General features: G+C 32.9%; 27 protein-coding genes. All 27 read left to right on the plus strand.

Features of this window, described 5'->3' with window-relative positions; genetic code table 11:
• On the plus strand, window positions 1–114 hold a 114-nt coding region (locus tag MV052_RS09190), incomplete at its 5' end, for a Rid family hydrolase (protein WP_297443805.1).
• Between the two features lie 158 nt (window positions 115–272).
• On the plus strand, window positions 273–581 hold the full coding sequence (gene rplU / locus MV052_RS09195) for a 50S ribosomal protein L21 (protein ID WP_297443579.1): 309 nt from the start codon (window positions 273–275) through the stop codon (window positions 579–581).
• A gap of 25 nt (window positions 582–606) precedes the next feature.
• Window positions 607–864: a 50S ribosomal protein L27 gene (gene rpmA, locus MV052_RS09200; protein ID WP_297443581.1), complete on the plus strand. Its 258-nt coding sequence runs from the start codon at window positions 607–609 to the stop codon at window positions 862–864.
• 218 nt (window positions 865–1,082) lie between these two features.
• On the plus strand, window positions 1,083–2,183 hold the full coding sequence (obgE, locus tag MV052_RS09205) for a GTPase ObgE (RefSeq protein WP_297443584.1): 1,101 nt from the start codon (window positions 1,083–1,085) through the stop codon (window positions 2,181–2,183).
• A gap of 3 nt (window positions 2,184–2,186) precedes the next feature.
• Entirely contained in the window at window positions 2,187–2,957 is a 771-nt protein-coding gene (gene proB / locus MV052_RS09210) for a glutamate 5-kinase (protein WP_297443587.1), read from the plus strand.
• Window positions 2,954–3,865 (plus strand): methionyl-tRNA formyltransferase, encoded by a 912-nt coding sequence (gene fmt, locus MV052_RS09215; RefSeq protein ID WP_297443590.1) that lies wholly within the window; start codon window positions 2,954–2,956, stop codon window positions 3,863–3,865. Before proB ends, fmt begins: the two co-directional genes overlap by 4 nt.
• On the plus strand, window positions 3,846–4,481 hold the full coding sequence (locus MV052_RS09220) for a biotin--[acetyl-CoA-carboxylase] ligase (RefSeq protein ID WP_297443593.1): 636 nt from the start codon (window positions 3,846–3,848) through the stop codon (window positions 4,479–4,481). The genes fmt and MV052_RS09220 overlap by 20 nt, the downstream gene beginning before the upstream one ends.
• Window positions 4,478–5,260, plus strand: coding sequence for an AAA family ATPase (locus MV052_RS09225; RefSeq protein WP_297443596.1), 783 nt, complete (start codon window positions 4,478–4,480; stop codon window positions 5,258–5,260). The genes MV052_RS09220 and MV052_RS09225 overlap by 4 nt, the downstream gene beginning before the upstream one ends.
• Window positions 5,260–6,108 carry a ParB/RepB/Spo0J family partition protein gene (locus tag MV052_RS09230; protein WP_297443599.1) on the plus strand — a complete coding sequence of 283 codons (849 nt, stop codon included), beginning with the start codon at window positions 5,260–5,262 and terminating at the stop codon, window positions 6,106–6,108. The genes MV052_RS09225 and MV052_RS09230 overlap by 1 nt, the downstream gene beginning before the upstream one ends.
• An 87-nt stretch (window positions 6,109–6,195) precedes the next feature.
• The gene (locus MV052_RS09235; protein ID WP_297443603.1) at window positions 6,196–6,618 is read left to right on the plus strand and encodes a FoF1 ATP synthase subunit B'; all 423 of its coding nucleotides are present in this window, start codon (window positions 6,196–6,198) and stop codon (window positions 6,616–6,618) included.
• Window positions 6,619–6,627: 9 nt separating this feature from the next.
• Window positions 6,628–7,140 carry a F0F1 ATP synthase subunit B gene (locus tag MV052_RS09240; RefSeq protein WP_297443606.1) on the plus strand — a complete coding sequence of 171 codons (513 nt, stop codon included), beginning with the start codon at window positions 6,628–6,630 and terminating at the stop codon, window positions 7,138–7,140.
• A 1-nt stretch (window position 7,141) separates the two neighbouring features.
• Entirely contained in the window at window positions 7,142–7,675 is a 534-nt protein-coding gene (locus MV052_RS09245) for a F0F1 ATP synthase subunit delta (protein WP_297443609.1), read from the plus strand.
• Between the two features lie 23 nt (window positions 7,676–7,698).
• Complete coding sequence (gene atpA / locus MV052_RS09250) at window positions 7,699–9,216, plus strand: F0F1 ATP synthase subunit alpha (protein ID WP_297443612.1); 1,518 nt, start codon at window positions 7,699–7,701, stop codon at window positions 9,214–9,216.
• Between the two features lie 9 nt (window positions 9,217–9,225).
• Window positions 9,226–10,116 (plus strand): ATP synthase F1 subunit gamma, encoded by an 891-nt coding sequence (gene atpG, locus MV052_RS09255; protein ID WP_297443615.1) that lies wholly within the window; start codon window positions 9,226–9,228, stop codon window positions 10,114–10,116.
• A gap of 11 nt (window positions 10,117–10,127) precedes the next feature.
• Window positions 10,128–11,522 carry a F0F1 ATP synthase subunit beta gene (gene atpD / locus MV052_RS09260; protein WP_297443618.1) on the plus strand — a complete coding sequence of 465 codons (1,395 nt, stop codon included), beginning with the start codon at window positions 10,128–10,130 and terminating at the stop codon, window positions 11,520–11,522.
• A gap of 28 nt (window positions 11,523–11,550) precedes the next feature.
• Entirely contained in the window at window positions 11,551–11,943 is a 393-nt protein-coding gene (gene atpC, locus MV052_RS09265) for an ATP synthase F1 subunit epsilon (RefSeq protein WP_297443621.1), read from the plus strand.
• 3 nt (window positions 11,944–11,946) lie between these two features.
• On the plus strand, window positions 11,947–12,513 hold the full coding sequence (locus MV052_RS09270) for a MotA/TolQ/ExbB proton channel family protein (RefSeq protein ID WP_297443624.1): 567 nt from the start codon (window positions 11,947–11,949) through the stop codon (window positions 12,511–12,513).
• A 4-nt stretch (window positions 12,514–12,517) separates the two neighbouring features.
• Window positions 12,518–12,910, plus strand: a complete 393-nt coding sequence (locus MV052_RS09275) for a biopolymer transporter ExbD (RefSeq protein WP_297443627.1) — start codon at window positions 12,518–12,520, stop codon at window positions 12,908–12,910.
• Between the two features lie 94 nt (window positions 12,911–13,004).
• The gene (locus tag MV052_RS09280) at window positions 13,005–13,622 is read left to right on the plus strand and encodes a TonB C-terminal domain-containing protein (protein WP_297443630.1); all 618 of its coding nucleotides are present in this window, start codon (window positions 13,005–13,007) and stop codon (window positions 13,620–13,622) included.
• Window positions 13,623–13,625: 3 nt separating this feature from the next.
• Entirely contained in the window at window positions 13,626–14,876 is a 1,251-nt protein-coding gene (gene tolB, locus MV052_RS09285) for a Tol-Pal system protein TolB (protein WP_297443633.1), read from the plus strand.
• Between the two features lie 74 nt (window positions 14,877–14,950).
• A complete protein-coding gene (gene pal / locus MV052_RS09290; protein ID WP_297443637.1) occupies window positions 14,951–15,505 on the plus strand; it encodes a peptidoglycan-associated lipoprotein Pal in 555 nt (184 codons plus the stop codon).
• A gap of 12 nt (window positions 15,506–15,517) precedes the next feature.
• The gene (locus MV052_RS09295; RefSeq protein ID WP_297443639.1) at window positions 15,518–16,438 is read left to right on the plus strand and encodes a tetratricopeptide repeat protein; all 921 of its coding nucleotides are present in this window, start codon (window positions 15,518–15,520) and stop codon (window positions 16,436–16,438) included.
• 67 nt (window positions 16,439–16,505) lie between these two features.
• Window positions 16,506–17,030, plus strand: a complete 525-nt coding sequence (locus MV052_RS09300; RefSeq protein WP_297443642.1) for a peptidylprolyl isomerase — start codon at window positions 16,506–16,508, stop codon at window positions 17,028–17,030.
• Entirely contained in the window at window positions 16,978–17,787 is an 810-nt protein-coding gene (locus MV052_RS09305) for a Fis family transcriptional regulator (RefSeq protein WP_297443645.1), read from the plus strand. The genes MV052_RS09300 and MV052_RS09305 overlap by 53 nt, the downstream gene beginning before the upstream one ends.
• A complete protein-coding gene (gene fabD / locus MV052_RS09310) occupies window positions 17,787–18,725 on the plus strand; it encodes an ACP S-malonyltransferase (RefSeq protein ID WP_297443648.1) in 939 nt (312 codons plus the stop codon). Before MV052_RS09305 ends, fabD begins: the two co-directional genes overlap by 1 nt.
• Before the next feature lies 1 nt (window position 18,726).
• Window positions 18,727–19,443, plus strand: a complete 717-nt coding sequence (locus tag MV052_RS09315) for a nitrilase-related carbon-nitrogen hydrolase (protein WP_297443652.1) — start codon at window positions 18,727–18,729, stop codon at window positions 19,441–19,443.
• A 9-nt stretch (window positions 19,444–19,452) separates the two neighbouring features.
• Window positions 19,453–20,145: a 5'-methylthioadenosine/adenosylhomocysteine nucleosidase gene (locus MV052_RS09320; RefSeq protein WP_297443655.1), complete on the plus strand. Its 693-nt coding sequence runs from the start codon at window positions 19,453–19,455 to the stop codon at window positions 20,143–20,145.
• Window positions 20,146–20,156: the final 11 nt, after the last annotated feature.

The raw sequence follows: 20,156 nt of genomic DNA on the forward strand, positions 1-20,156 counted from the left end.
TTAGAGTTTGGTGGACACAAACCGGCACGTTCAACCGTTGCAGTAAAAACATTACCAAAAAATGCACTTGTAGAAATTGATGCTGTCGCTTTGGTGGCAAACTACTCTTTTTAAACTTTCTTTCTTTTTTATTTACTCATAATATCATTCAAAAGTGATATATTAAGAAAAAAATGAGAGTTAATTAAGAATTAAACAAAACTTAAAGCTTAAAAGGGTATAATTCCGGACTTTTTGTAGAAATACAACCTAAAAATATTCAAGGACCATAGATGTACGCAATTATTAAAAATGGTGGTAAGCAGTATAAAGTTCAAGAGGGTGATGTTCTTTCATTAGATAAATTATCTTTAGAACCTGAATCTACTATCGAAATCAAAGAAGTTCTAGCTGTGAATGCTGGTGAGCTTAAAATGGGCACTCCATTCGTAGAAGGTGCAATCGTGACTGCTGAAGTTATTAGTGAAGGTCGTGATAAAAAAGTTATTACTTTCAAAAAACGTCGTCGTAAAGATAGTAAAGTAAAACGTGGTTTCAGAAGAGATCATACTCGTGTTCGTATCACGAAAATAGCTGCATAAGCTAAAATAATTTAAGGAGAATAGTATGGCACATAAGAAAGGTCAAGGTAGTACACAGAATAATCGTGACTCAGCTGGTAGAAGACTTGGTGTTAAAAAATTTGGCGGAGAAGCTGTTGTAGCTGGTAATATTATTATTCGTCAAAGAGGAACAAAAGTTCATCCAGGTAAAAATGTAGGTATGGGAAAAGACCATACACTTTTCGCTTTAATTGATGGTGTTGTAGCGTTTGAAAGAAAAGATAAAAAACGTCAACAAGTTTCAATTATAGCAGCTGCGTAATTTTACAAATATTTGGGCTTGTCCCAAATGTTTTCTTCATTTAGGTCAAACCTAAACTTTTAAAAATATTTAACAATTTACTTATTATTGTCAATAGTAAATTTTTCAATATTTTATGTTTAAAAATTATTTTTAGTTTTGTTACTTTTGAAAAGTTACAAAGTCTGATTAACCTTGATTATTGAGATGTACTCAAAAATCTACTATAAGGAGCTCACTTGTTTACAGACAGTGTCGAATTAACAGTTTCATCTGGAAAAGGTGGACAAGGATGTGTTGCGTTTCGTCGTGAAAAATTTGTACTCAATGGTGGTCCAAATGGTGGTGATGGTGGAAAAGGTGGAGACATCTGGTTTAAGTGTGATAATAATACACACACACTATCTCATTTTCAAAGAAAAATGCATATAAAAGCAGACGGTGGCCGTCAGGGTGAAGGATCAAATTGTACTGGAAAGTCTGGCGCTAAAAAAATTATTATTGTTCCCCCTGGAACACAGATAATAGACCAAGAAACGGGTGAAGTACTTTTTGATATGCTTAAAGATGGTCAAGAAGAAAAATTTTTACAAGGCGGTAAAGGTGGACTTGGAAATACACATTTTAAATCACCTACAAATCAAAGACCGACATATGCTCAACCTGGTGAAAAAGGTGAAACACGTCGTATAAAACTTGATTTAAAGCTTATTGCTGATGTTGGTTTGGTTGGTTTTCCTAATGTTGGAAAATCTACACTTATCTCTACGGTCTCCAATGCAAGACCAGAAATTGCTAATTATGAATTTACTACGCTAACACCAAAGTTAGGACAAGTGAATATTGGTGATTATGAGTCTTTTGTTATGGCAGATATTCCTGGAATTATCGGTGGAGCACATGAAGGTAAAGGACTTGGAATTCAGTTTCTTCGTCATATTGAAAGAACAAAAACACTTCTGTTTATGATTGATCTTGCTTCATACAGAGATATGAAAGAGCAGATAGAAACACTTAAAAATGAAGTCGCTTCTTTTTCAGACAAGCTTGCAACATCGAGATATGCTATTGCTCTTACAAGAACAGATATTGTTCCCCATGAAGAGATAAATGAAAAAATAAATGAGTTTATTACTCTACTTGATCTTGAACCAAGCAAGGGAAGTGAATTTGACTTTGATAAAGAACTTCCTTATTTTATACAAGAAAGTGCAGATATGAGTTTAGGCTATGATATTGAAAAACCTTACTTTATAGCTCCAATTTCATCAGCGATCAATAAAAATATTGAACCAATAAAATATGCTTTATTTAATTTAGTTCACGAATCAAGAAAGTAAAATATGCGTGTTGTTGTTAAAGTTGGAAGTGCAGTTTTAACTCAAGACAATGAAATAGCACTTAAGAGAATGCAATCTTTGGTGGATTTTATCTCGCAATTAAGAGATAAGCATGAAGTTATCTTAGTTTCATCAGGTGCTGTAGCTGGTGGTTATACAAAAATTCAACTAGATCGTAGTATATTGGCGAACAAGCAGGCTTTAGCAGCAATAGGACAACCTGTTTTGATGAACAAATATATAAAAAAATTTGCTCAACATAATATAGTAACAGCACAAGTGTTAGTTACAGCTGCTAATTTAAATAAAAGTGATGATGTTAAACGTGTAAAAGCGACAGTAGAGACACTTTTAAAAAATAATGTAATCCCTATTGTTAATGAAAATGATGCAACTGCAACAGATGAGCTTGAAGTTGGTGATAATGATCAACTCTCCGCTTATATAACTAAAAATACAGATTCAGATATATTAATAATACTTTCTGATATTGATGCTTATTATGATAAAGATCCTAGAGAACATTTGGATGCAAAAGCTTTAAAAATAGTAAATCATATCAAATCCTCAGAACTACAAAAAGCTGTGACTCCAAACAATCTTTTTGCCACAGGTGGTATAGTGACAAAATTAAAAGCTGCTGCTTATCTTCTTAAAGCAGATAAAGATGTGTTTTTAGCAAGTGGTTTTGATTTGAGTGATGTAAAGAGTTTTATGTTAGATGGTATCCATAAAGGCGGTACTCTTTTTACTACAAAAGGTTGGAAGAAATGAATGTAATATTTATGGGAACACCTGTGTATGCGCAAAAGATATTGCAAACACTGATACAAATGAAAGATATTGATGTAGTTGCAGTATATACACAACCGGATAAGCCAGTGGGGAGAAAAAAAGTCATGACTCCTCCTGCAGTAAAAATTACCGCACTTGATTATAACATCCCTGTAGCACAACCATCTCGTTTACGGGATGAAGAAGTTATTAAAGATATTTTGAAAATAGCGTGTGATTATATTATAGTCGCTGCATATGGTCAAATATTGCCACGAGAAATACTTGACCATGCACCGTGTATTAATTTACATGCCTCTATTCTTCCTCAGTATCGTGGAGCAAGTCCAATTCAGCAAACATTATTACATGGTGACAAAGAGACCGGTGTAACTGCTATGCTAATGGAAGAGGGACTTGATACTGGTGATATATTAAAAATAGAAAAAATCAGCGTTGAACCTGATGAGATGCTTGTATCATTGTTTGAAAAGCTTACAAATATTGCTGCTGCGCTTACCATAGACGTTTTAGAAAATTTTGATGCTTTAACACCTATAAAGCAAGATGATACACAAGCTAGTTACTGTAAAAAAATTACAAAAGCTGATGGTGAAATTAAACTAGATCACGCGGTAGAAATTTATAATAAATATAGGGCTTTTACTCCATGGCCTGGTATATATCTTCCTAGTGGTTTAAAACTCAAAGATATAAAAATTGACAATAGTGATACTCCTCATGAAAAGTGTGGTGAAATACTTGAAAAAGATAAAGAAAGTATAGTTATAGCTTGCAAAGTCGGTTCATTGCGAATATATAAAGTTCAGCCACAATCAAAAAAGGAGATGGATATTCTCTCTTACATAAATGGTAAAAGATTAGAGATTGAAGATATTATCTCTTAAATCTATAGATTCAACTCAAGTATATCTTAAAAATGCAATAAGTAACAAAACTTTACAAGCTCCTATAGCAGTTATTGCTAATGAGCAAACAAATGGAATAGGTAGTAGAAATAACAGTTGGAGTTCCCAAAAAGGTAATTTATTTTTGTCTTTTGCCTTGCCTTTGGATGTATTACCAAAGGATTTAAAACTAGAGTCTGCATCAATATATTTTGCTTATATATTAAAAGAATCATTAGCTGCGTTTGGTTCGAAAGTATTTTTAAAATGGCCAAATGATTTTTATGTAAATGATAAAAAAGTAGGCGGTATGATTACGAATATAGTAAGTGATGTTCTCGTATGCGGTGTAGGACTTAATCTTGAATCTGCAGATGAAAGATTTACAAAACTTGATATTAACCTAAAGATTAGCACACTACTAGAAAACTATTTTGAAAATCTTGAAAAAAAAACACTTTGGAAGCAAGTTTTTAGCAAATATAAGTTAGAATTTCGGACAAACAACAAATTTTTTACACATAATAATGGAATGAAAATTTCTTTAAGTTCCGCAGTTTTGGAATATGATGGAAGTTTACATATAAATGGTGAGAGGATATATAGCAGAAGATGAGTGAAGTAATAGTAATTGCAAATCAAAAGGGTGGTGTGGGTAAAACTACTACTGCTGTTAACTTAGCTGCCTCACTTGCAGTTGCAGAAAAAAAAGTGCTTTTGATAGACTCAGATCCACAGGCAAATGCCACTACCTCACTAGGTTTTCATAGAAATGACTATGAGTTTAATATTTATCATGTGTTGATAGGTACCAAAAAATTAAAAGATATAATATTAAAATCTGATTTACCAACATTGCACCTTGCACCATCAAATATTGGTCTCGTAGGAATTGAAAAAGAGTATTATGACGCTGATAAGGCAAAAGGAAGAGAACTTGTTCTTAAAAATGCAATTGCAAATATAAAAAAAGATTATGATTATATAATTATAGATTCTCCTCCTGCACTCGGTCCGATGACTATTAATGCACTTTCTGCTGCTAACTCAGTAATCATTCCAATACAGTGTGAATTTTTTGCGCTTGAAGGTTTAGCGCAACTTTTAAATACAGTAAAGTTAGTAAGAAAATCAATTAATCCAAAATTGGCGGTTAAAGGTTTTTTACCAACAATGTTCTCTTCTCAGAATAATCTTTCAAAGCAAGTTTTTGCGGATTTAAGACAACATTTCAAAGGAAAACTTTTTAAAGATGAAAATGAAAAGTTTATTGTAGTGCCAAGAAATGTTAAACTTGCAGAGTCTCCGTCGTTCGGAAAACCAGCAATTTTGTATGATGTTAAGTCTACAGGTTCTGTTGCATATCAAAATTTAGCACAAGCGATAATAAGATAATGAAATCACAAAAGTTAGGTAGAGGTTTAGATGCTCTTCTGGGTGAAATTGATGAAGCATATGACAATGAAGGTTCGCAACGAGATTCAATTTTGGAAATACCTTTAAAAGATATCCGTCCCAATCCATTTCAGCCAAGAAAATCATTTGACGAGGAGTCTTTATACGAGCTTTCGGAGTCAATTAAAAATGATGGTTTATTGCAACCTATAGTTGTGACTGAAGATATAGATGGATATGTACTCATAGCAGGAGAAAGAAGATTTCGTGCTTCTAAGCTTGCAAAACTTAAAGAGATTAGAGCCATTGTGTTAAACTCTGATGAACATAAAATGCGTCAGTTTGCGCTGATAGAAAATATACAAAGAGAAGAGTTAAACTCTATAGAATTAGCGCAAGCATATAGTGAACTTTTAAAACTACATGACGTTACACATGAAGAACTATCCTCTATTATACATAAAAGTCGTTCTCATATAACCAACACACTGCGTTTATTGCAATTATCCGTTAAAACACAAAAAGCACTTGTTGATAAAAAAATAACTGCTGGTCATGCTAAAGTACTAATAGGTTTGGATGAAAAAAAACAGCAACTACTTGTTGATTCTATTGTAGGACAAAAACTAAGTGTTCGTGACGTAGAAAAAATGATAAAAGAAGCAAAAAGCTCATTCTTAGATAAGCCGGAAGTAAGTGAAAAAATCGATATGCTCCAATTAGATTTTAGTGATTTAAAACGTAAATTTAACGATTTAGGTTTTGATTTTAAAGTTAAAAATAATAAAATTACATTCGAATTTAGCTCTAATGATGAAATAATGGATTTTTTTTCACATATTAAATAATAATTATAAAAATTACAATTTTTTTAACTAATTTAACTATCCTTTCAATTTAATTATAGTACAATCTCGCAACTTTTAGGAGGTGCTATGTTAGATATAAATCCAATACTACTCTTGGCTACATTTGTTGTATTTGTTTCCCTTATAGCCGTTTTAAATAGTTGGCTGTATAATCCATTGACAAACTTTATGAAAAAGCGTAATGATGATATCAAAAGTGACCTTGAAAAAGTAGGAAACAATGATAAAGAAATCAACGAGCTAAATGCAAAAGCTGAGTCTATAATTATGAATGCTAAACTTGAAGCTACGGCCCTAAGAGAAAAAGTTATTGCGGATGCTAAGGAATTAGTTGATAGTAAGTTAGAAGCAAAACGTGCAGAACTTGCACAAGAGTATTTAGAGTTTGAAAAATCACTTTCAGAATCTAGAAAAGAGTTGACTACTGACTTGATGTCACAAGTTCCAGTGTTTAAAGAAGCTGTAAAAGCTAAATTTAGTCAGATATAAGGGTGTAATGTGAGCAGAATTCTAGTATTATTACTAATGATATCAACTTATGCATTAGCATCAGAAGCTGAACATGCAGGAACAGATATAGTTCAAAGAACTGTAAACTTTTTCTTGTTTGCAGGGCTTGTATGGTATCTGATAGGGGAGCCTGTAAAAAATTATTTTGCATCAAGAAGTCAGTCTATAGCTGATGAATTGAAAAAGGTTCAAGATAAACTTGATGAGTCTGTTGCTCTTAAAAAAGAAGCATTGTCTAAGATTACTGAAGCTGAAAAGTTTGCAAAAGAATTAGCGGAATCTTCTAAAAAAGAGAATAAGATTATCAATGACACTATCATGAGTCAGTGTGATGCTGAACTTGAAAATATAGCGAAACAAAATATTTCTAAAATGGAATTTGAAGAAAGAAAGATGGTTCGTGATGTTGTCGAAGAGATTGTACTTGAGACATTAAATCAAAGTGCAGATAGTTTTGATAAAGAAGCTATGGCAAATGTTATTTTGAAAAAGGTGGCTTAATATGGAAGAATTGATAGCAAAAAGATATATAAAAGCTTTAGCATTTGGTTCTGATACCGAGTCATTGAGAAATGCGGCATCTGTTTTTAGTGTATTGTCTGAATCATTTGAAAATGAAAAATTTTTAAATATTATTGCAAGTTCGGATGTCAAAACTGAAGAAAAATCATCGATTTTATTAGACGCAGTTAAAGCTGCGCAATCTGATAAAATTAATAACTTAGTTAAATTATTAGTTGAAAACAAGAGAATAAATATTATTCCTGCAATTGCTGATGAATTGAAAAAAGATTTAGCACATTCAACTAAGACTTATAGTGGAATAATTTTTAGCGATACTGATATCGATACAAAAGTTATTGACGAATTAAGTGCGGGCTTAAGTAAAAAATATGATTCTACAATTTCATTGTCATTTATAAAAAACAACTTTAATGGGATTAAAGTTGAAGTAAGTGATTTAGGAATAGAAATTAATTTTTCTAAAGATAGAATCAATACACAGCTAATAGAACATATAATAAAAGCAATTTAACTTTCAACGAGAGGAGAACAATAGTGGTAGCAAAAATACAAGCTGATGAAATCAGCTCAATAATTAAAGAGCGTATCGACAATTTTGAATTAAGTGTTGATATTAATGAAACTGGTAAAATAGTTTCTTATGCTGATGGTGTTGCTCAAGTTTACGGACTGAGTAATGTTATGGCTGGAGAAATGGTAGAGTTTGAAGATGGAACGAGAGGTTTAGTGATGAACCTTGAAGAGAGCAGCGTAGGTGTTGTTATCTTAGGTTCTGGAAATGACCTTCGTGAAGGTATGAGTGTTAAAAGACTTGGTAAACTTCTTCGTGTTCCTGTTGGAGATGCTCTTTTAGGACGTGCAGTAAATGCATTAGGTGAACCAATAGATGGAAAAGGTCCAATTGAAGCTACTGAAACTCGTTTCGTAGAAGAAAAAGCACCGGGGATTATGGAAAGAAAATCTGTTCATGAACCATTAGCAACTGGTATTAAAGCTATTGATGCTCTTGTTCCAATTGGTCGTGGTCAACGTGAACTTATTATCGGTGATAGACAAACTGGTAAGACAACTGTAGCTATTGATGCAATCATTAACCAAAAGGGTAATGGAGTTGTATGTATATATGTTGCAATAGGTCAAAAAGAGTCTACTGTAGCTCAAATTATTCGTCGTTTAGAAGAGCATGGTGCCTTAGAATATACTATTATTGTATCGTCAACTGCTGCTGAAGCTGCTGCTTTACAATTTTTAGCTCCATATACTGGTGTTACAATGGGTGAGTATTTCCGTGATAACGCTAGACATGGCTTAATTGTATATGATGATTTATCTAAGCATGCTGTAGCATACCGTGAAATGTCACTTATCCTTCGTCGTCCTCCAGGTCGTGAAGCATACCCAGGTGATGTTTTTTATGTTCACTCTCGTTTACTTGAACGTGCTGCGAAACTATCTGATGAAGAGGGAGCTGGTTCTTTAACTGCTTTACCTATTATTGAAACACAAGCTGGTGATGTTGCGGCATATATTCCAACAAATGTTATCTCAATTACAGATGGTCAAATCTTTTTAGAAACTGACCTTTTTAATTCAGGTGTTCGTCCAGCGATTAATGTTGGTCTGTCTGTTTCTCGTGTTGGTGGTGCTGCTCAAATTAAAGCAACAAAACAAGTTGCTGGTACTTTAAGACTTGATCTTGCATCTTTCCGTGAACTTCAAGCATTTGCTCAATTTGCATCTGATCTTGATGAAGTTTCTCGTAAACAACTTGAACGTGGTCAAAGAATGGTTGAAGTTTTAAAACAAGGACCATTTTCACCACTTTCAGCTGAGAAACAAGCAACTATTATCTTTGCTGGTAATGAGGGCTTCTTAGATGACATGGATCCTTCTAATGTAGTACGTTTTGAAGCAGAGCTTTATCCATTTATTGAGGCTTCATATCCTCAAATATTTGAGAACATAAGAAGTACTTCTAAAATTGATGATGATACAAAAGAATTAATGAAAAAAGCACTTGCAGAGTTTAAAGCTAGCTTCGTAGCTAACTAAGGAACAAACATGGCAAACTTGAAAGATATTCAAAGACAGATTAAGAGTGTTTCAAATACTCAAAAGACGACTCGAGCGATGAAACTTGTATCTACTGCAAAACTTCGTCGTGCAGAGGAACTTGCAAAACGTTCACGTCTTTATGCTGGTAAAATGAATCAGGTTATTGCCGAGATAGCTGGACGTATAGATTGTAGCAAAGTTGGAGGATTAGATAATCGTTGTTTTAAACAAATTGAAAATCCTAAAATGGTTGACATCGTATTTGTTACTGCTGATAAAGGTTTATGTGGCGGGTTTAATATTCAAACTATTAAAGCTGTTAATAAACTTTTAAAAGAGTACAAAGAAAAAAATGTAAAAGTACGTTTACGTGGTATCGGTAAAAAAGGTATAGAATATTTTAAATATAATGAAGTTGAGATGTTTGATACAGTTCTTAACCTTAGTTCAAAGCCTGATAAAGAAAGATCTGATGAATTTATTAGTACTTCGATTGAAGACTTTTTAAATGAAAAGATAGATGGTCTACATATAGTATATAATGGTTATAAGAATATGATAACGCAAGAGTTACATGTTAATAAAATATTACCTGTAGATACTAAAGGGTTTGATTGTAAAGAAATACAATCAAAATCTACTATCGAATTAGAAGCAGAAGATGAAGAAAAAATGCTTGATGCTTTATTGAAAAAGTATGTTAGTTTTAATATGTACTATTCTCTTATAGATTCAGTTGCTGCTGAACATTCTGCTCGTATGCAGGCGATGGACACTGCAACAAACAATGCTAAAGAGATGGTTAAAAGTTTAAATGTACAGTTTAATAAAGCGCGTCAAGCCGCAATTACTACAGAACTGATAGAAATTATCAGTGGTGTGGAGTCTATGAAATAATGGAGAAAAATATGATTGGAAAAATTAGCCAGGTAATGGGTCCTGTTGTTGATGTTGATTTTGATGGTTATCTTCCAGTAATTAACGAAGCAATTGAAGTTAATGTTAATTTAGAAGGTACTGAACATCGTTTAGTTTTAGAAGTTGCTGCTCACTTAGGTGACGGTCGTGTTAGAACAATTGCAATGGATATGAGTGAAGGTTTAGTTCGTGGTATGAATGCAACCGCTACTGGTTCACCTATCAAAGTTCCAGTTGGAGAAAAAGTACTTGGACGTATTTTTAATGTAATTGGTGAAACTATTGATGGAAAAGATCAAGTTACAGATGCGCCGACATGGTCTATTCACCGTACTCCACCACCATTGGTAGATCAATCTACTACTACTGAAATGTTTGAAACAGGTATTAAAGTTGTTGATTTACTTGCTCCTTATGCTAAGGGTGGTAAAGTTGGACTCTTTGGTGGTGCAGGTGTTGGTAAAACAGTTATCATCATGGAACTTATTCACAATGTTGCACATGGTCATGATGGGCTTTCTGTATTTGCAGGTGTTGGTGAGAGAACTCGTGAAGGAAATGACCTTTATCACGAAATGCTTGAATCGAATGTATTGGATAAAGTTGCACTGTGCTATGGTCAAATGAGTGAGCCTCCAGGAGCACGTAACCGTATTGCACTTACTGGTCTTACTATGGCTGAGTATTTCCGTGATGAGCAAAAGCTTGATGTATTGATGTTTATTGATAATATTTTCCGTTTTGCACAATCAGGATCTGAAATGTCTGCACTTCTTGGTCGTATCCCTTCAGCTGTTGGTTACCAACCGACATTAGCGCGTGAAATGGGTGCCTTACAAGATCGTATTACATCAACTAAAGATGGTTCAATTACATCTGTTCAAGCTGTTTATGTTCCTGCAGATGATTTAACGGATCCGGCTCCGGCTTCTGTATTTGCTCACTTAGATGCAACAACAGTACTTAACCGTAAAATTGCAGAAAAAGGTATCTATCCTGCCGTTGATCCATTGGATTCAACTTCAAGATTACTTGATCCACAAATTTTAGGTGAAGAACACTATAATGTGGCTCGTGGTGTACAGCAAACGCTTCAAAAGTATAAAGATTTACAAGATATTATTGCAATTCTTGGAATGGATGAGCTTAGTGAAGACGATAAAAATGTTGTTGAACGTGCTCGTAAAATTGAGAAATTTCTTTCTCAACCATTTTTTGTTGCTGAAGTATTTACAGGTGCTCCTGGTAAATATGTTAAACTTGAAGATACAATCGCTGGTTTCAAAGGTATTTTAAACGGTGACTATGATCATATGTCTGAAAATTCATTCTATATGGTTGGAAATATGGACGAAGCTCTTGCAAAACACGAGAAAAACAAATAAGCAAATTGCTTAAAGTTAAAGGACTGTAATGGATACATTTAAACTTGAAATCCTAACTCCTAATGGTGAAATCTACAATGGTGAAGCCCTTAGTGTTGTTCTCCCTGGTAAAGAGGGAGAATTCGGTGTGTTAGCAGGGCATGCATCTCTAACTACACTCTTAGAAGCTGGTGTAGTAGATATTGAAAAAGAAGATAAGTCAGTCGAATCAATTGTTATTAATTGGGGCGTAGTCCAAGTTGATGAAGAAAAAGTCATTATTTTAGTTGAAGGTGCTGCAGCTATTCGTGGTGAAAACGAATCTGAAATTGCACAAGCACTTGATGAAGCTAAAAAACTTATTAATGAAGTTGCAGACTCTAGTAGTGCAATTGCAACAGTGTCAGCAAAAATAGAATCTGCTGCACAAAGATTAATATAACATATGATTAACAATTTAATCGATTTTTATTTAAAAAGTCATCCAGTTACAATAGGTGTATTGATTCTTTTATCAGTATACTTTATTGTGCTTAACTGGGTTTTCTTTTATCGTTTTTTTTCGCTAAACAGTTGGCTTGCTAAAGAGACTGCATCACTTGAATCTCTTTTATTAGGTGCAGTAACTGTTAATGAAAACTCATTTTTAAATAAGTTTATAAAATCAAGTAATATTATTTCAAAAGAAGTTTTACAATTAGGTATGTTAGCTGCGACAAAAGAAGCAACAAAAGGTTTATCTATATTGTCAATTTTTGCTTCAACATCTCCTTTTATTGGATTGTTTGGAACTGTTGTATCTATTTTAGATACATTTACTCATATTGGACAAGCGAGTGGTAGTATGTCTGTTATAGCTAGTGGCGTTTCTGATGCATTAGTTGCTACAGCTTCAGGTATATTTGTGGCAATATTTGCATATACCTATCACCAGATTATGAAGAGAAGATCTTACGAACTTGTCAATTACCTTCAAATGCAAAGTGATGCGATATTAGCACGTAAGGTATAAATATATGATATATGATTGGGATGAAAAACCTGAGTTAAACATCACTCCTTTAGTAGATGTGATGCTTGTCTTATTAGCTATTTTAATGGTTATAGCTCCAAACATAGTTTATGAAGAAAACATTAAATTACCTCAAGGTTCTACAACACAGCAGTTATCTAAAATCCCTCCTGTTCATATTAGTGTTGATAATGAAAAAAATGTTAAAATCAATAAAGATACTTACCTTTTAAACTCCTTCATAGATAATTTTGCATTATATGCGAACAAATTAGATAAAAAGGCTACAGTTCTAATTAGTGCTGATAGAAGGCTAGATTATGGTGTAGTTATGTCAATTCTTGCAGCTGTAAAACAGGCTGGTTTTACTGAGGTGTCATTAGCAACTAATGGATAATCAACGGTACTTTTACCTTAGCGGGTTAATAGCTTTATCATTGTTTTTTCTTTTTCTATCTATGTTTATCTTGATGTTATTTCAAGTTCAGGAAATGAAAACATATGCTTTAAAAAAAGACAATTATGTCTCTGTCTCTATTACTTTGCCAAAAGAAATATCACATCGAAAAAAAACTTTGTCGCATAGTATACAAATTCAATCTTCTCAGGAGGCTGAGACAAAAAATATCGATGTAAATAGTCTTTTTAGTGATGTATGGACACAAAAAATAAGTCACAAAAAATCTCCTAAAAAACCTATAAACTCCAAAAGAATACAAGAGATTCAAAAACAATTACATACAACGAAAGAAAATGAAGTCAAATCAGTTATTCAAAGTGTTAATAAAATTAACTACGAGAGTAAAGAAGCTGAAGAAGAATCAACATCTACTGCGAATGAAGTTAATGAATATTTGGCTAAAATTCAGTCAATTGTTTATCAATATTTTAATGTTCCACCAAATTCTCAGGGCAATAGTGTTAAAACTGTAATCGAACTTGATGCATTTGGTAAATTAGTTGATTTTAGAGTATTAAACTACTCCTCAAATCAAGCACTGAATGAAGAAGTTGATAAAATGAAAGATAGACTGCAAAATGTGGTTTTCCCTGTTAACCCACAACACATTAATACTAAAACAGTTGTTATATTAATATCTAAGGAGTGAGACTTGAAGTTTTTTATTTTATTTTCAATGTTATTGAGTTTTATATATGCGAGTGATGCAACAATTGAGGTGGTTAAAAAAGTTGATTCATTGCCATCCTTGGCGATTGAAGATGCTTCAATAAGTTATGATGATACTTTTAAATTACGTTTTTTTAAATCTATTGTTGCTGATGTAAATGTTATTTCTATTTTCAATGTTGATAGACATCATAGACAGAGTGCTTTTAATGCAAGTGATGTTTTAAGAGAGAATAAAGATAAGAATTATGTTCTACGCTATAAAATGTATGAAGATGATAATGCTGCATTAAATATTAACATGATCCTTCTGAACAAGAATAACGTTGTTTTTAGTAAAAACTATAGAGTACGTAAAAAAGATATATATATGTTTGTGTCTCATGCTATGGCCTATGATATAAATGAATTTATGGGTGAACCTTCTGTAGCATGGATGAAACGAAAGGTAATTTTTACAAGAATAATTGCTCCCAAAAAGAGTGAGATAGTTATTGCAGACTACACCCTTGCTTATCAGCATACAATAGTCAAGGGTGGATTTAATATTTTTCCTAAATGGGCAAATCGTGCACAAAGTGGGTTTTATTATACCTCTTTGGATGCTCAAAAACCAACTTTAAAATATATAAATATTAAAACTGCAGAAGTGAAAAGTATAATTTCTTCTGATGGTATGATGATTTGTTCTGATGTTAGTGATGATGGTAATACTTTGTTGCTTACTATGGCTAAAGATGGACAACCTGATATATATACATTTGATATTAAAAAAAATAGTTATAAAAAAGAAACTTCTTATAAGGGGATTGATGTTAATGCTCAATTTATGAATACAAAAGAAATTGTTTTTATCTCTTCTCGACTAGGTTATCCAAATGTTTTTATTAAAAAACTAGATACTAATGAAATTGAACAGGCAGTTTTTTATGGTAACAGTAACTCTGCTTGTAGTGCACATGGTCATTATATAGTCTACAAGGCTAGGGAAAGCTCCAATATGTTCAGTGAAAATACTTTCAACTTGCATTTAATTTCTACAAAAACAGATATGATTCGACGACTAACTGCTACAGGAGTTAATGAATTTCCACGCTTTTCAAAAGATGGGGATGCTATTATTTTCATCAAAAATTATAAAGGACAAAGTTCTATTGGTATAATTAGATTGAACCATAACAAAAACTATTTGTTTCCTTTATTAAGAGGTCGTATTCAATCAATGGATTGGTAGTAAAAGGTAGTTTTGTTAATTCATTACTTTTTTTTGCTATAATAACTTAATTTTAATTATTGAGGATATTGAATATGAAAAGTATAGTACTTTCTAGTGTTGTTATAGCACTTTTAGTTTTTAGTGGATGTAGTTCTAAAGAGCCTGCGGTTGATGCTAAAGCGATGGACACAACAGAAGTTGTTGATGCTACTCCTGACGAAGAAGTAGCACCTATTGCGACTGAAACAGTTACAAGTGAAGAGAGTGTTGTTAACTCATCTACAAATGAGCTAGATATGGAAACTATTGAAAATAAATTACCAACAATTTATTTTGCATTTGATAAGTATGACATAACTCCAGATATGCAAGAAAAAATTGATGCAGCAGCAGAACTTGGTAAAGAAGTTTCTTCTACATATAAAGTTAAACTTGAAGGTAACTGTGATGAATGGGGAAGTGATGAATATAACTTTGCATTAGGTCTTAAGCGTGCAAACGCAGTAAAACAAGCTTTAGTTAATGATGGTGTTGATAGCTCACGTATTTCTTTAGTAAGTTATGGCGAAAGTAATCCTGTATGTACAGAACATACAAAAGAGTGTTGGTCTAAAAATCGTCGTGTTGATTTCAAACTTTTACCATAAGTTTAGTTATTGATGAAGTATGTTAAATATGTTATTTTAGTTTTAACATTCTCTCCTGTACTCCTTTTTGGAGAAGAACCTTCCGCTTTTGGTGCGGGAGACCTCTCAAGTAGTTCTCCTTATGGCTTAACTTCTAATGAAAAGGTTATATTGGAGACGAAAAAAAAACTTAAAAAAGTTGCTTTAAAAAGTAATACACAGGCCAATCAGCTTGATTCTTTACGAGAAAGAATAGATGGTTTACAAAGTATAGTTGAAAGTCTTAGCCGTAAATCACATAACAATAAAATCAATCTACAAAAGTTACAAGAGTTTTCATCACAAAGTTTTCAAAGTATTAATGAATACCAAAAAAGACAGACTGCGTCTATTGGGCAAAACAAACTTGAAATAGATAAACTGAAACTGATGATTTTAGAGGTTTCAAAAAGTCTTGATGAGATAAACAAGAACTATGTAACGAAAGATGAATACAATGCACTGATTAAAGATTTTAATAATTTTAAAGCTTTAATGGCAGCAGAATTAAAAAGTAAAAATAGGCAGACTAAGTCAAAATCTCAATCGATTAAAAGCTCAGATTTATATAATAGAGCAAAAAATAATTTTAATAAGAAGCGATACACACAGGCAATTCGTGATTATGAAGAGTTGATTAGAAGACATTATAAGCCAGCATATGCACATTATATGATTGGTGAGATGTATTTCAAGAGAAAAGATTATGCCAAAAGTATATCTTATTTCAAAAAAAGTTCATCACTGTATTCTAAGGCTTCTTATATGCCTAAGTTGATGTTACATACGGCTATTGCTATGGAAAAAACTAAAGATAAGCAACATGCAGATGCATTTTTTAATGCAATCATCAACAAATACCCTAACTCAAAAGAGGCTTTAGAAGCTGAAAAATATTTGGGAATATTACAGTAGTAATATACTTTTCAGCAGTAATATAGATTATTATGATAAAATCGTAAAAAAATTCAAAGGTAAAACAATGGCAATTCAAGACAATCAAGTAGTATCAATAGAATATGAAGTACGTGATGGAGATAAAGTAGTAGATAGCAATATGGGTGGAGCACCTTTAGTATTTATGTATGGTAAAGGTCAAATTATTCCTGGTTTAGAAAATGGAATAAAAGAGATGGCAATTGGTGATAAAGCTGATATCCTTGTAAAAGCTGAAGATGCATATGGTGAGTATAAAGCTGATGCGACACAAGAAGTTCCTAAAGATCAATTTGCTGGTATTGATTTAACTGAAGGTATGACTCTTTATGGACAAGGTGAAGACGGTGGTACTGTTCAAGTAATCGTTAAAGAGATAAAAGATGATACTGTAGTTATTGATTTTAATCATCCATTAGCAGGTAAAGATTTGATGTTTACTGTTGCGATTAACAATGTTAGAGATGCTTCTGCTGAAGAAGCTATGACTGGCGTTCCAGAAGAGAATAAACCTGCTGATGATTCAGGTTGTTGTGGTACAGGTGGCGGCAGCGGCTGTGGATGTAACTAATAAGTTTATAACTACGTCTGAAGCTTCGAATCAGGCAAAAAAGACAGCAAGTCTTTTAAAGACTCTTCATGTCAATGCCATCATAAATGGTGAACATGGAGTCGGAAAAACGGCTCTTGCTGCTTTTATTCTTCCAGATGCATTTATCATTGATGCGTCTAATTTTGATGAACTACTAACTAGTCTAGAAAGTTCAAATGAAATAATTATAAAAAATATAGATAAATCTCCTAATTTACTCCGTTTAATTAATGCGATAGTTAATAATAACGTGAGAGTAATAGCTACTTCTTGCGAAATATTATCTAGTGATTATATAGACGAAATTTTTAGTATTAAGATTGATATTCCACCATTAAGGGAACGTCCTGAAGATATTAACACTCTTTTGAAAGTTTTTACCGATGAAGCACGAAGTTTATTTGGTTCCCAAAAAGAAGTTTTTACTTTTGAAGATTTGGAACCTGATTTGTCTCAAAACTCCTATTCATTACGACGTCAAGTTATGATAAACTTTTTACTACAAGATATTAAAGATACTGATTTAATGGAGTTGACTGAAAAGTATCTTTATAATAGGCTTGGTACTAGTAACGATTACAAAAATTTCTTATATCTTTATGAAGTTCCACTAATAAAAACAGGACTTAAAAAATTTAAATCTCAGTTACAGCTATCAGATAAACTAGGTTTAAATAGAAATACATTAAGAAAAAAAATATCTGATAACCAAAAATATTTAACAAAGGAAATTTAATGAAAAAAATAGCAATGATTTTTGCAGGACAAGGTTCTCAGGCTGTTGGTATGGGAAAAGACTTTTATGAACAATCAGAACTTGCTCGTGAAATGTTCGAGAAAGCAGGAGAAAGAATTGGAGTTGATTTCAAAGCTTTGATTTTTGAAGAAAATGAAAAATTGAATGAAACGGCTTATACACAACCTGCAATCTTACTTGTACAAATGGTTGCGTATAAGCTCTTTAAAGAGGCTTGTCCTGATATAAAAGCTGAACTTTTTCTTGGACACTCTTTAGGAGAATTTTCTGCATTGTGTGCAAGTGGAGCTATTGACTATGTTGATGCTGTTGAGCTTGTACATAAGCGTGGTACATTTATGCAAGAAGCTTGTGACGAGATTGAAGCAGGGATGATGGCAATCGTTGGTCTTGACGATGTAAGCGTAGAAAAAATTTGTTCTGAAGCCCAGGCTGAGGGCAAAAAAGTTTGGCCTGCAAATTATAATCAAGACGGACAACTTGTAGTTGCTGGAATGAAATCAGATTTAGTGAGTTTAGAGCAAACTTTTAAAGATGCAGGTGCAAAACGTGCACTTCTTCTTAATATGTCTGTTGCATCTCATTGTGATATTTTAGCGCCTGCACAAGAGCCATTAGCAGAGTTAATGGAAAAATATATCACAGATAATTTTGAAGCAGCTGTTATATCTAATGTTACAACACTAGCATATGCTACAAAGTCAGAAGCTGTTACTCTTTTAAAAGATCAGCTTGTTAATCCTGTAAAATACAAACAATCTATTCAAGCCATAGCACCTAAAGTTGATATGGCTATTGAGTTTGGGAATGGAGTTGTGCTTAAAGGTCTTAATAGAAGAATTGCAAAAGATTTAAAAACAGTAAATATCTCAGATATTGCTTCTCTTGAAAAAGTAACACAGGAAGTTTGCTCTTAATATGAGAGTAACATTGGCACAAACTTCTCCGAAATTAAATCGGACAAATCTTGATGATATTGTTGAAATAATTCAAGTTCTAAAAGAGAGTTCAGATTTAATTGTATTTCCAGAGCTCTCTTTAAGTGGGTATCTCTTGCAAGATAAACTCTTTGAAGATGCCTATACTCTTGATGAGTTAGACGTCTTGAAAGATTTAAGTAAAGATATTGACATTGTTGTTGGCGCAGCATTAAAAGATGGCAATATGTTTCGAAATAGTGCTTTATATTACAGCGATGGTAAGTTTATTTCTAAGCATATAAAAGTACACCTTCCAAATTATGGTATGTTTGAAGAGGCTCGATATTTTGAAGGTGGAGAGAGTTTTGAATCTTTTGAAGTTAATGCAAAGAAAATTTCTATGCTGGTATGTGAAGATTTATGGCATACAAGTGTACATGAAGAGTTAATAAGATTAAATCCAGATATTATTATTGTTTTAGTGGCTTCTCCGGCTAGAGGTTTTAACGCTGATTCTCTTGATATAGAACAAAAATGGTATAGCATAATCAAGCAGGTTGCTAAGGAGTGTCAAGCAAAGCTTCTTTTTGTAAATAGAGTTGGCTTTGAAGATGGATTAGGATTTTGGGGTGGTAGCTGCGTTGTTGATCAAAGTGGACAGATTATGGATAAACTAGCGCTTTTTAAAACACAAATAAAAACATTTGAAATATAGGAATTAAAAATGAAATTAGCAATCATGGGAGCAATGCCTGAAGAAATAGCTCCAATACTCCAACGAATAGGAACATACACAACAAGTGAATATGCTGGAAATAAGTACTATGAAGCGAGTTATAAAGATGTCGATCTTGTTATAGCGTATTCTAAAATAGGAAAAGTATTTTCAACACTAACAGCTACTACAATGATAGAACATTTTGGTGCACAAAGACTTCTTTTTTCTGGTGTAGCAGGTGCTATTAGTGCAAGTTTAAAAGTTGGAGATCTGATCGTTGCAACGAAGCTTACGCAACATGATTTAGACATTACTGCGTTTGGACATCCTTATGGCTACGTTCCAGAAGGAAGTGTCTTTGTTGAAGCTGATAAAGAGATGATAGAACTCTCTAAAATAGTTGCCAATGAAATGGGAAAAACTATACAAGAAGGCATTATAGCTACTGGTGATCAGTTTGTTGCAGATGAAGCTAGAAAAAACTGGATAGGTAAAACTTTTAGCGCTGATGCATTGGAAATGGAAGGTGCAAGTGTTGCAGTCGTTTGTGATGCTTTAGACGTGCCATTTTTTATTCTTCGTGCTATTAGTGATGCAGCTGATATGGATGCTAGTTTCTCTTTTGATGAATTTTTAGAGACAAGTGCAGTTGAGTCTGCAGAATTTGTTATGAAAATGGTGGATAAACTTGTCCGTTAAACTCTCTAAAA

The sequence above is a fragment of the Sulfurimonas sp. genome (genome assembly GCF_026988655.1).
GTDB lineage: Bacteria > Campylobacterota > Campylobacteria > Campylobacterales > Sulfurimonadaceae > Sulfurimonas.

What these genes read in the sequence shown, in the direction of transcription:
- MV052_RS09300 (WP_297443642.1), top strand. Translation starts at nt 16,506, where the DNA reads ATGGCAATTCAAGACAATCAAGTAGTATCAATAGAATATGAAGTACGT.
- atpD (WP_297443618.1), top strand. Translation starts at nt 10,128, where the DNA reads ATGATTGGAAAAATTAGCCAGGTAATGGGTCCTGTTGTTGATGTTGAT.
- pal (WP_297443637.1), top strand. Translation starts at nt 14,951, where the DNA reads ATGAAAAGTATAGTACTTTCTAGTGTTGTTATAGCACTTTTAGTTTTT.
- MV052_RS09280 (WP_297443630.1), top strand. Translation starts at nt 13,005, where the DNA reads ATGAAAACATATGCTTTAAAAAAAGACAATTATGTCTCTGTCTCTATT.
- MV052_RS09295 (WP_297443639.1), top strand. Translation starts at nt 15,518, where the DNA reads ATGAAGTATGTTAAATATGTTATTTTAGTTTTAACATTCTCTCCTGTA.
- MV052_RS09320 (WP_297443655.1), top strand. Translation starts at nt 19,453, where the DNA reads ATGAAATTAGCAATCATGGGAGCAATGCCTGAAGAAATAGCTCCAATA.
- MV052_RS09305 (WP_297443645.1), top strand. Translation starts at nt 16,978, where the DNA reads ATGATTCAGGTTGTTGTGGTACAGGTGGCGGCAGCGGCTGTGGATGTA.
- MV052_RS09225 (WP_297443596.1), top strand. Translation starts at nt 4,478, where the DNA reads ATGAGTGAAGTAATAGTAATTGCAAATCAAAAGGGTGGTGTGGGTAAA.
- atpC (WP_297443621.1), top strand. Translation starts at nt 11,551, where the DNA reads ATGGATACATTTAAACTTGAAATCCTAACTCCTAATGGTGAAATCTAC.
- MV052_RS09245 (WP_297443609.1), top strand. Translation starts at nt 7,142, where the DNA reads ATGGAAGAATTGATAGCAAAAAGATATATAAAAGCTTTAGCATTTGGT.
- atpG (WP_297443615.1), top strand. Translation starts at nt 9,226, where the DNA reads ATGGCAAACTTGAAAGATATTCAAAGACAGATTAAGAGTGTTTCAAAT.
- MV052_RS09235 (WP_297443603.1), top strand. Translation starts at nt 6,196, where the DNA reads ATGTTAGATATAAATCCAATACTACTCTTGGCTACATTTGTTGTATTT.
- rplU (WP_297443579.1), top strand. Translation starts at nt 273, where the DNA reads ATGTACGCAATTATTAAAAATGGTGGTAAGCAGTATAAAGTTCAAGAG.
- MV052_RS09270 (WP_297443624.1), top strand. Translation starts at nt 11,947, where the DNA reads ATGATTAACAATTTAATCGATTTTTATTTAAAAAGTCATCCAGTTACA.
- fmt (WP_297443590.1), top strand. Translation starts at nt 2,954, where the DNA reads ATGAATGTAATATTTATGGGAACACCTGTGTATGCGCAAAAGATATTG.
- MV052_RS09275 (WP_297443627.1), top strand. Translation starts at nt 12,518, where the DNA reads ATGATATATGATTGGGATGAAAAACCTGAGTTAAACATCACTCCTTTA.
- MV052_RS09315 (WP_297443652.1), top strand. Translation starts at nt 18,727, where the DNA reads ATGAGAGTAACATTGGCACAAACTTCTCCGAAATTAAATCGGACAAAT.
- rpmA (WP_297443581.1), top strand. Translation starts at nt 607, where the DNA reads ATGGCACATAAGAAAGGTCAAGGTAGTACACAGAATAATCGTGACTCA.
- fabD (WP_297443648.1), top strand. Translation starts at nt 17,787, where the DNA reads ATGAAAAAAATAGCAATGATTTTTGCAGGACAAGGTTCTCAGGCTGTT.
- proB (WP_297443587.1), top strand. Translation starts at nt 2,187, where the DNA reads ATGCGTGTTGTTGTTAAAGTTGGAAGTGCAGTTTTAACTCAAGACAAT.
- MV052_RS09230 (WP_297443599.1), top strand. Translation starts at nt 5,260, where the DNA reads ATGAAATCACAAAAGTTAGGTAGAGGTTTAGATGCTCTTCTGGGTGAA.